Here is a 6,895-nt window from a genome sequence, read left to right on the forward strand (position 1 = left end):
CAATTGCGACTACAGAAAATCGGCCAGGCATTCCGCCAGTTTTTCCACCGCCTCCTGGTTCAGCTCCACCTGGGCATCATGGTAATGGGCCACTTCCGTATAGAGCTCATAGAAACGCCTTTTCGCCTCAAAATTATCGCTCAGAGGCATTTTCTCCCCATATCGCTCCAGCAGTCCGTAGCCCTTGCCGTTGGCATTGTCCAACTGGTACAGGTCGAACTCGCTGTCCGCCCAGCAGCAGTGGAACGGGTCTATCACGGCTACCGCCCGGCTCCTGCCCCTGTCCAGCATCACGTTCCATGTGTTGTAGTCCCCATGTATCAGCCGGGCCTCTGTAATGGGCCGGTCAAAAATATGGTCGAACCGCTCTATGGACTGCCGGAATACCGAAAGCACCCTGTCCGACAACTGCCCCTTCTCCCACATCCGCCCGGCCTTATCCACAATGCCCCGGGCAATCGGGCAGTAATACTCCTGCCAGGTGGGGCAGTATGTCCCGGAGGACAGGATGCCGAACCCTTCGGGATTCACGGCGCGATGGTATCCGATCAGATTGTCCACGATGCTTTCGCAGATAGAGTCCCTGGCCTCTGTCGGCAGCTCCGCAGGATCAAAATTGCCGGCGTTGACGCCCTCTATGTATTCCATGAAAAGCGCGTCCATGGGCAGGCCTGTCTGCTCCTTCTCCAGCACCCTGTAGATACGCGGCATCTTCAACAGGGCGTGCTCCGCCAGCAGCCCGGTCTGCCGGGCCTCCCTGGCGGCCAGCCCGGGGAAAAGGTACAGCTTCAATACAACATAGTACGGCTCCGTCTCCAGCGAGACCAGAAAGACCCTCCCGTAGAAGCCCCCGCCCAGTCCCCGGATCTCCCCGGGTGAAGTCCCGTAACACTGCATCACTGCTTTCCGAATCGTATCCTGCATACATATCCCTCCGTCTGTGTTTTTGTAACCCGTTCCGGCACGGCCACTCCTCATGCAGATTCCGGTCGGCCGCGTCCATGGCTACATTATATCTCTTATCCCGGGAGACGGCAATAGGCTTCCGCAGGGCAACAGCATGCCGCCCTGGAGGCCAGGGGCATACCGGCTGAGCGCGTCCGGAAATACGGTTTCGCGTTCCAGGGGAAGAAGGTGCTGATAGGATAGACGATTGCTCAAGGGTTCATGCATCGGGCACTAACTCACCTCATGGGCCGCGAAAATCCTCCGGGAAAGGGCGTATCCCACGGCCAGGATACCGGCGCTTACCGGTAGCGCCAGCACCGCGTAAGGCATCCCGCCCTCCAACTGCCCCAAGGACATCAATGCCTCGAACTGCATCTGATAGACTGGCAGCAGCGCCAAAAGCCTGAACAGCGGGCTGGACTCTGCCACAGGCAGCAGCGTGGGCACAATGTGGACCGCCGCGGAAGCCACCACAGCTATCATGGGGGTTCTGCAGGCCGCCGAGAGCACCAGCCCGGCTCCCGCCGTGCACACCGCCCCTGTCAGGCTAAGCAGCGCCTGGTATCCCAGCAGGGCGCCGCAGGTGATGTTGAAGGGGATATAGCCCTCCGTCAAAGCCAGCGGCGCGAACAGGATGCTGCAGTCCAGGCCCTCCCTGCCATACAATAGATATGCCGCCCCTACATTACAGGTCAGCATCCCTGCCGTGACCAGAACCGCCCCCAGAATCCCGGCCAGCGCTTTGGCACTGGCGCATTTCGTCCTGCCGTATCTGCTGGCCAGGATGAGATTGTCCACGCCCCCGTATTCGCCGCTGTAGACCGGCGCAAGCATGATGAGGATCGCAAAGGACAGGAAGAGGAAAGACTTCTCCATATCCCTGCTGGCGGACAGCCATCCGTCCACATAGCCGATGCGTATCTCCTCCTCCCCGAACACCTGGGCCACCCGCAGCCCGTTCCAGTTCCCATACATATCCGAAAACCGGGCCGTCACCGCCGACTGCATGGCGTTCTGGTACAGGTAGATGGCGTTCAGCCCCTGGGGGCCGGATTTGGGCGCCAGCTCGTCCATCATCTGCCGCACCTTTTCATCCGTCAGCTCTCCCGCGTACCTGGCGGCGACCTCCTTGTCCAGGGCCACGGCCTCCCCTCCGGACGCCTGTCTGCCGCCATAGGAGGCGTACTTGTTCTGATAGGTGGAGACAGTGAACAATGTGGAAAAGAGAACCGCTGCCAACAGGGCCGCCTGTGTCAGCCTCCTCCCAAAGAGCTTGCGCAGCTCGTATCCCATCAGTTTCCTCATCTGATGTCCCCTCCTTTCCATTCCCCATCCCTGCCGCAGCCGGATGCCTCTCCCGACAGCCCCTCTGCCGCGGCTGCTCCATTATCCCGGGAAGCCCTGCGCCCAGGGACAGCGCCGGAAGCGGCCGCCAAAGGCCCTGATCCCCTCCTCTGCCCTCCTCCGGTGTCCTGCTCCCGGAAATAGTAAAGATACAGATCTTCCAGATTAGGCTCCGCTAACTTCGCGTTCGGCATGGGCTTATCCCGGGCAATCACCCGCAGCACCGTGCGGCCGTCCCTCTCATTGCGCAGATTGCTCACGTTCAGTTGCGCCACATACCTGTCCGCCTGCTCCACGGGGATTGCGCACTCCCACACCTGCCCCCGGATTTCCGAGGTAATCTCGCCGGGCCTGCCGCAGTGGACGATCCGGCCGGACTTCATCACCAGAATCCGTTCCGCGATGGACTCTACATCCGACACGATGTGGGTGGAGAGAATAACGATCCGCCTTTTGGAGAAGGCGCTGATCAGGTTGCGGAAGCGCACCCGCTCCTTGGGGTCGAGCCCCGTGGTGGGCTCGTCCAGGATCAATATCCGCGGGTCGTTCAGCATGGCCTGGGCGATTCCCAGCCGCTGCTTCATGCCGCCGGAAAAGGTCCTGATCCTGTGCCTCGCCTCCCGGGACAACCCCACCTCCTCCAGGAGCTCCCAGGCCTTCCTTTCCGCCGCCTTTCCCTCCAGGCCCTTCAGCGCGGCGATGTAGAGCAGGAAATCAATGGCGCGGAAGTCCGGATAGTACCCGAATCCCTGGGGCAGATATCCCAACAGGTCCCGGTACTCCTCCCCCAGCCTGCCTATGCCCTGTCCGTCCAGCAGGATGCGGCCCCCGGTGGGCCGCTGAAGGCCGCACAGCAGGCGCATCAGCGTGGTCTTCCCCGCGCCGTTGGCCCCCAGCAGCCCATAGATGCCCTCTGTCAGGGTGATGTTCATGCAATCCACGGCTTTCTTTTTTCCGTATTGCTTCGTCAGCTCCACAGTCTTTAATTCCATAAAAAATCTCCTTTCTCGTTTTCAGGCGATAAGGAGATTGTAAGACGGAAATTCCAAGATTCTATCTATATTTCCGGCGGATTTTTGGGGAACCCGAAAAAAGCCGTCACCTTTGCACCGGAGGGCCGTCCGTTCTCCACCTTCAGCCATCCTCCGTGATGCTCGCAGAGCAGCCTGCAGATGTAGAGTCCAAGGCCGTAATGCTCCTCCCTCCCCTCCCCTGTGACAAAGGGTTTCCGGGCCTCCCGGAGCATCCTGGCATCGAAGCCGGGCCCGTCGTCGCTTACTTCCAGTGCCAGGCCCTCGTCCTGCTCCCGCAGGACAAGGGTGACGTAGGCAGCGGCATACCGGGCGGCATTCGCCACAAGATTGCCAACCACCTGGGACAGGAAAGAGCCGTCCAGGCAGAGGAGCCCGGATACCGTCCGGTTCTCCAGGCACAGCCTTTTCCCCTTCTCCCGGCAGAGCATGTCCGCGCTCTCGTGCAGTGCAGACGAAAGCTCCGTCAGGGAAAGCGGCCGGGCTTCCGGCTGCCTGTCCTCCAGCCGCTGGAGCTGGCCCATGCTTTCCACATAGCGCTCCAGACGGCGGATATGCTTCCCCATGGTGGCGGCCGTGGCCCTGACCTCCTCGTCCTCTTTTGCCTGGAGCAGCTCGTCGTAGCCCCGGAGCACTGTCAGGGGCGTGCGCAGGTCGTGGGCGAAGGCGGCGTTCAGGCGTTTCCGCTCCTCCATCTGCCGCCACATCCGCGAGAAGCTGTCCGCCAGCGCAGACCGCATGGCCTCGAAGGACGCACAGAGCTCCCCCAGCTCGTCCTGCCGCTCATAGGTCAGGCGGAAGTCCAGGTCATTGGCGGAAATCTTCTCCGATGCCATCTTCAGCTCCTGCAGCGGCTTCCGGAGCCGATTCCTGTAGAACAGGAAGGCGGCACCCAGGATGCAGAGCGCAGAATACACAGGGGCCGCCGCTATGGGCAGGATGTCCAGCAGAACGATCAGCTTTTCATCCCTGGGGGCAAAGGGGCGGGAATCCTTTTCGATATAAGTGCCCTCCCCCAGTCTCTCGCCCTTCTCGTTGGTCAGGTAGTACCTTTCCCCTACAGAAGGATAGGAGGCATAAATCGCCTGTTGCGCCATGCTGCAGAAGCCGGCCGTGCCCTGGCACAGTACAAGGGCCATGAGGGTAAAGCAGATTACATACAGCACGAGGCTTTTTCGCAGGGAAAGGTTCCGGAATCCTGTCTTCATCCTATCCATTTGTAGCCGCACCCCCAGACTGTCCCGATGTATGTCCTGTCCGCATGCTCCGCAATCTTCGCCCGTATCCGGCGGATGTGCTCTGACACCACGGAGCTGTCCCCCTCGCTGTCATATCCCCATATCCGCTCGTAGATGCGTTCTCTGTCAAAAATCTGCCCCGGATTCTGGGCCAGCAGGGCAATAATGTCGAATTCCTTCTTCGTCAGGGCAATGGGGCTGCCCTGGCAGGACAGGCGTCTTCCGGCGAAATCGATGGTCAGGTCGCCGGAGAACTTCACGGCAGTCTCTCCGCGGTGGCGCTCCTCCCGCCGCAGATGGGCCTGCACCCTGGCCTCCAGCTCTGCCAGGGAGAAGGGCTTCACGATGTAGTCGTCCCCGCCCGCCGCGAAGCCCTGCACCTTGTCCGTGTCCTCGATTCGGGCCGTGAGGAACAGGATGGGGCAGGGCACCTGGCCCCGAATCCGCCTGCTGACTTCCAGACCGTCCATGCCAGGCATGTTGATGTCCAGCAGGATGATGTCCGGCGCGCGCGCCGCCTGCTTCAGGGCGCTTTCGCCATCGGCGGCCGCAGAGACCTGGTAGCCTTTTCCGGTGAAGAAGCTGGTGAGCATTGCTGTTATGTCTGGTTCGTCGTCTGCTATGAGGATTCGGTATGCCATGGGTTGTCGCTCCTTGCTTTGGTGGTTTTCTTTTTAGTATAGCACTTGAAATGCTATTTTTTATCTACTTTTCATATTTATCCCAGACTTTTTCTCCTTTGAATTACAAGCAGACATAAAGGTGAACACTTTAATCAAAAAAGGACTCCTTGGGAAAGGAGTCCGCCTATCAAATTATGTATAACCTACCTCTACTAATGCGTTGTTAATTATCGCTTGGTTATACAAGCTTTCAATTATAATTGCATCTCACAACTGAACCCTGTTTTAGCCCTGCAAGTCCATAATCTGCTAGAGTATAATCATACCCTGTTCTTGCCGAGTGTGTAGTGACTTTTAATATAATCACTCTTGTACTGTTATCATCAAAATCTATAACGACTGCTGTACGCTTTTTCCGTTTGCTGCTGTCATCGCCAAAAATGTAGTCTATATAAATCACAGAACCCTTATTGAAAATTCCTATTAGTAATTTCAATTTTGCATAATGCACCCTCCCTATATTTGCTATTCATCATAGCCATCTTCGTGCATCTGTCTGTCCCCTATTAAAATACCATCACTATTATAAATACCTATGTCCATCCTTTTCCAGGCTTGTTCTTTCTGTTGTTGAGTCGGCTTCACAAGCGACTCGTTTATTTTTATTATTTCCTCTAATGTCATTTCTGAGAGCTGCTGAGCTGTATAAAACGCCATGATTTTACCTCCTGTAATTCATCTTTTATACTTATAATACAGCATAATGAAGCAAAAGAAAAAACCAATCTCGAACTTAACCTGAGCTTTTTTGCTGCCATCAGGAAACTTGACACAAACGAACTGCTGTAACCTGATTGACGACATCATCCTTACGATGAAAAGACATAGGCTCATTGAACACCTTGCACAGGTTCTGCCAGACAAGCGCAGGAACAACAGCCATATCCCTTTCGACATCCTGCTGTACCTTGCCATCGCAGCCAAGCTCAAACGCAAGACCAGCCTTATGGATGTCCCTTTTGCAGTGACCGAAGCAGAGTTCCTGACGAAGTACAGCAGCGGGAATGGATCTCTTTCTATAATGGTTATGTCCAGGAACATGTGATGAAGGAGAGGGCTCCAGGCGGCTGTTCTTCAGCACCATCTTCCCGCACCAGATACAGATGTACTGTGCCTGGCAAGAAAAAGCACCATTGAACCAGGCGGGAGCAGCCAGATGCCGTACAGCCCCATGCTGTGCTGCTATCTGCGCTGGAACATCGAGGTCAGCTACTATGAGCAGAAGGCCTTCTAGGTCATTGTGCAGCTACATGATCCGCAGCCGGAAAGGAATCAAGATGCTGGTGAACCTGGTCAATGTCGCCTACTGCACGATGAAGATGCTGCCATACCAGGAAGAGGCCTTTTCAAAGTACCGTGCCGAGAGCGTGCAGGATTTCCGTTTTGTAAGATACGGATTGGCTAACTAACAGAATCTATCCAGATAGATTAACCCTAGATAAATTTAGAATTATTCATCTCCTAACTTTACTACCATGACTTCTCCTATCATTCTCGTGCATCCAGCAGTTGGCCAGACAGGCATATTCTGGAATTCCAAGGACTCTTGTATTTCGCTCATTCGTTGCGCATTATTCAACACCTCATAGTTGCCGCCAATATAAGATCGGAAGAGCACACGTCTGAACTCCAGTCACCAGATCTGATCTCG

General features: G+C 56.4%; 7 protein-coding genes and 1 pseudogene. 2 read left to right on the top strand and 6 right to left on the bottom strand.

All coding sequences use genetic code 11. The annotated features are described in order from the left end of the window. Positions 1-9: 9 nt before the first annotated feature. The 6 genes from Q2B33_RS11825 to Q2B33_RS11850 form a co-directional block, all read right to left on the bottom strand. Positions 10-924, bottom strand: a complete 915-nt coding sequence (locus Q2B33_RS11825; protein ID WP_300797695.1) for a phosphotransferase — start codon at positions 922-924, stop codon at positions 10-12. 255 nt (positions 925-1,179) lie between these two features. Continuing rightward, a complete protein-coding gene (locus tag Q2B33_RS11830; RefSeq protein ID WP_300784471.1) occupies positions 1,180-2,253 on the bottom strand; it encodes an ABC transporter permease in 1,074 nt (357 codons plus the stop codon). Continuing rightward, the gene (locus tag Q2B33_RS11835; RefSeq protein WP_330687978.1) at positions 2,250-3,284 is read right to left on the bottom strand and encodes an ABC transporter ATP-binding protein; all 1,035 of its coding nucleotides are present in this window, start codon (positions 3,282-3,284) and stop codon (positions 2,250-2,252) included. The genes Q2B33_RS11830 and Q2B33_RS11835 overlap by 4 nt, the downstream gene beginning before the upstream one ends. Positions 3,285-3,349: 65 nt before the next feature. Next, the gene (locus Q2B33_RS11840) at positions 3,350-4,540 is read right to left on the bottom strand and encodes a HAMP domain-containing sensor histidine kinase (protein WP_300784473.1); all 1,191 of its coding nucleotides are present in this window, start codon (positions 4,538-4,540) and stop codon (positions 3,350-3,352) included. After that, positions 4,528-5,202 (bottom strand): response regulator transcription factor, encoded by a 675-nt coding sequence (locus Q2B33_RS11845; RefSeq protein WP_300784475.1) that lies wholly within the window; start codon positions 5,200-5,202, stop codon positions 4,528-4,530. Before Q2B33_RS11845 ends, Q2B33_RS11840 begins: the two co-directional genes overlap by 13 nt. Positions 5,203-5,709: 507 nt before the next feature. After that, positions 5,710-5,901: a hypothetical protein gene (locus tag Q2B33_RS11850; protein WP_296460907.1), complete on the bottom strand. Its 192-nt coding sequence runs from the start codon at positions 5,899-5,901 to the stop codon at positions 5,710-5,712. A 157-nt stretch (positions 5,902-6,058) separates the two neighbouring features. Between Q2B33_RS11850 and Q2B33_RS11855 the strand changes: the two genes are divergently transcribed. Further along, complete coding sequence (locus tag Q2B33_RS11855) at positions 6,059-6,289, top strand: hypothetical protein (RefSeq protein WP_300914044.1); 231 nt, start codon at positions 6,059-6,061, stop codon at positions 6,287-6,289. Beyond that, a pseudogene (locus Q2B33_RS24525) lies at positions 6,282-6,629 on the top strand (hypothetical protein); the annotation flags it as partial. The gene Q2B33_RS11855 and the pseudogene Q2B33_RS24525, both read left to right, overlap by 8 nt. Between the last annotated feature and the right edge of the window lie 266 nt (positions 6,630-6,895).

It is taken from the genome of uncultured Acetatifactor sp., from assembly GCF_948601915.1.
GTDB lineage: Bacteria > Bacillota > Clostridia > Lachnospirales > Lachnospiraceae > Acetatifactor.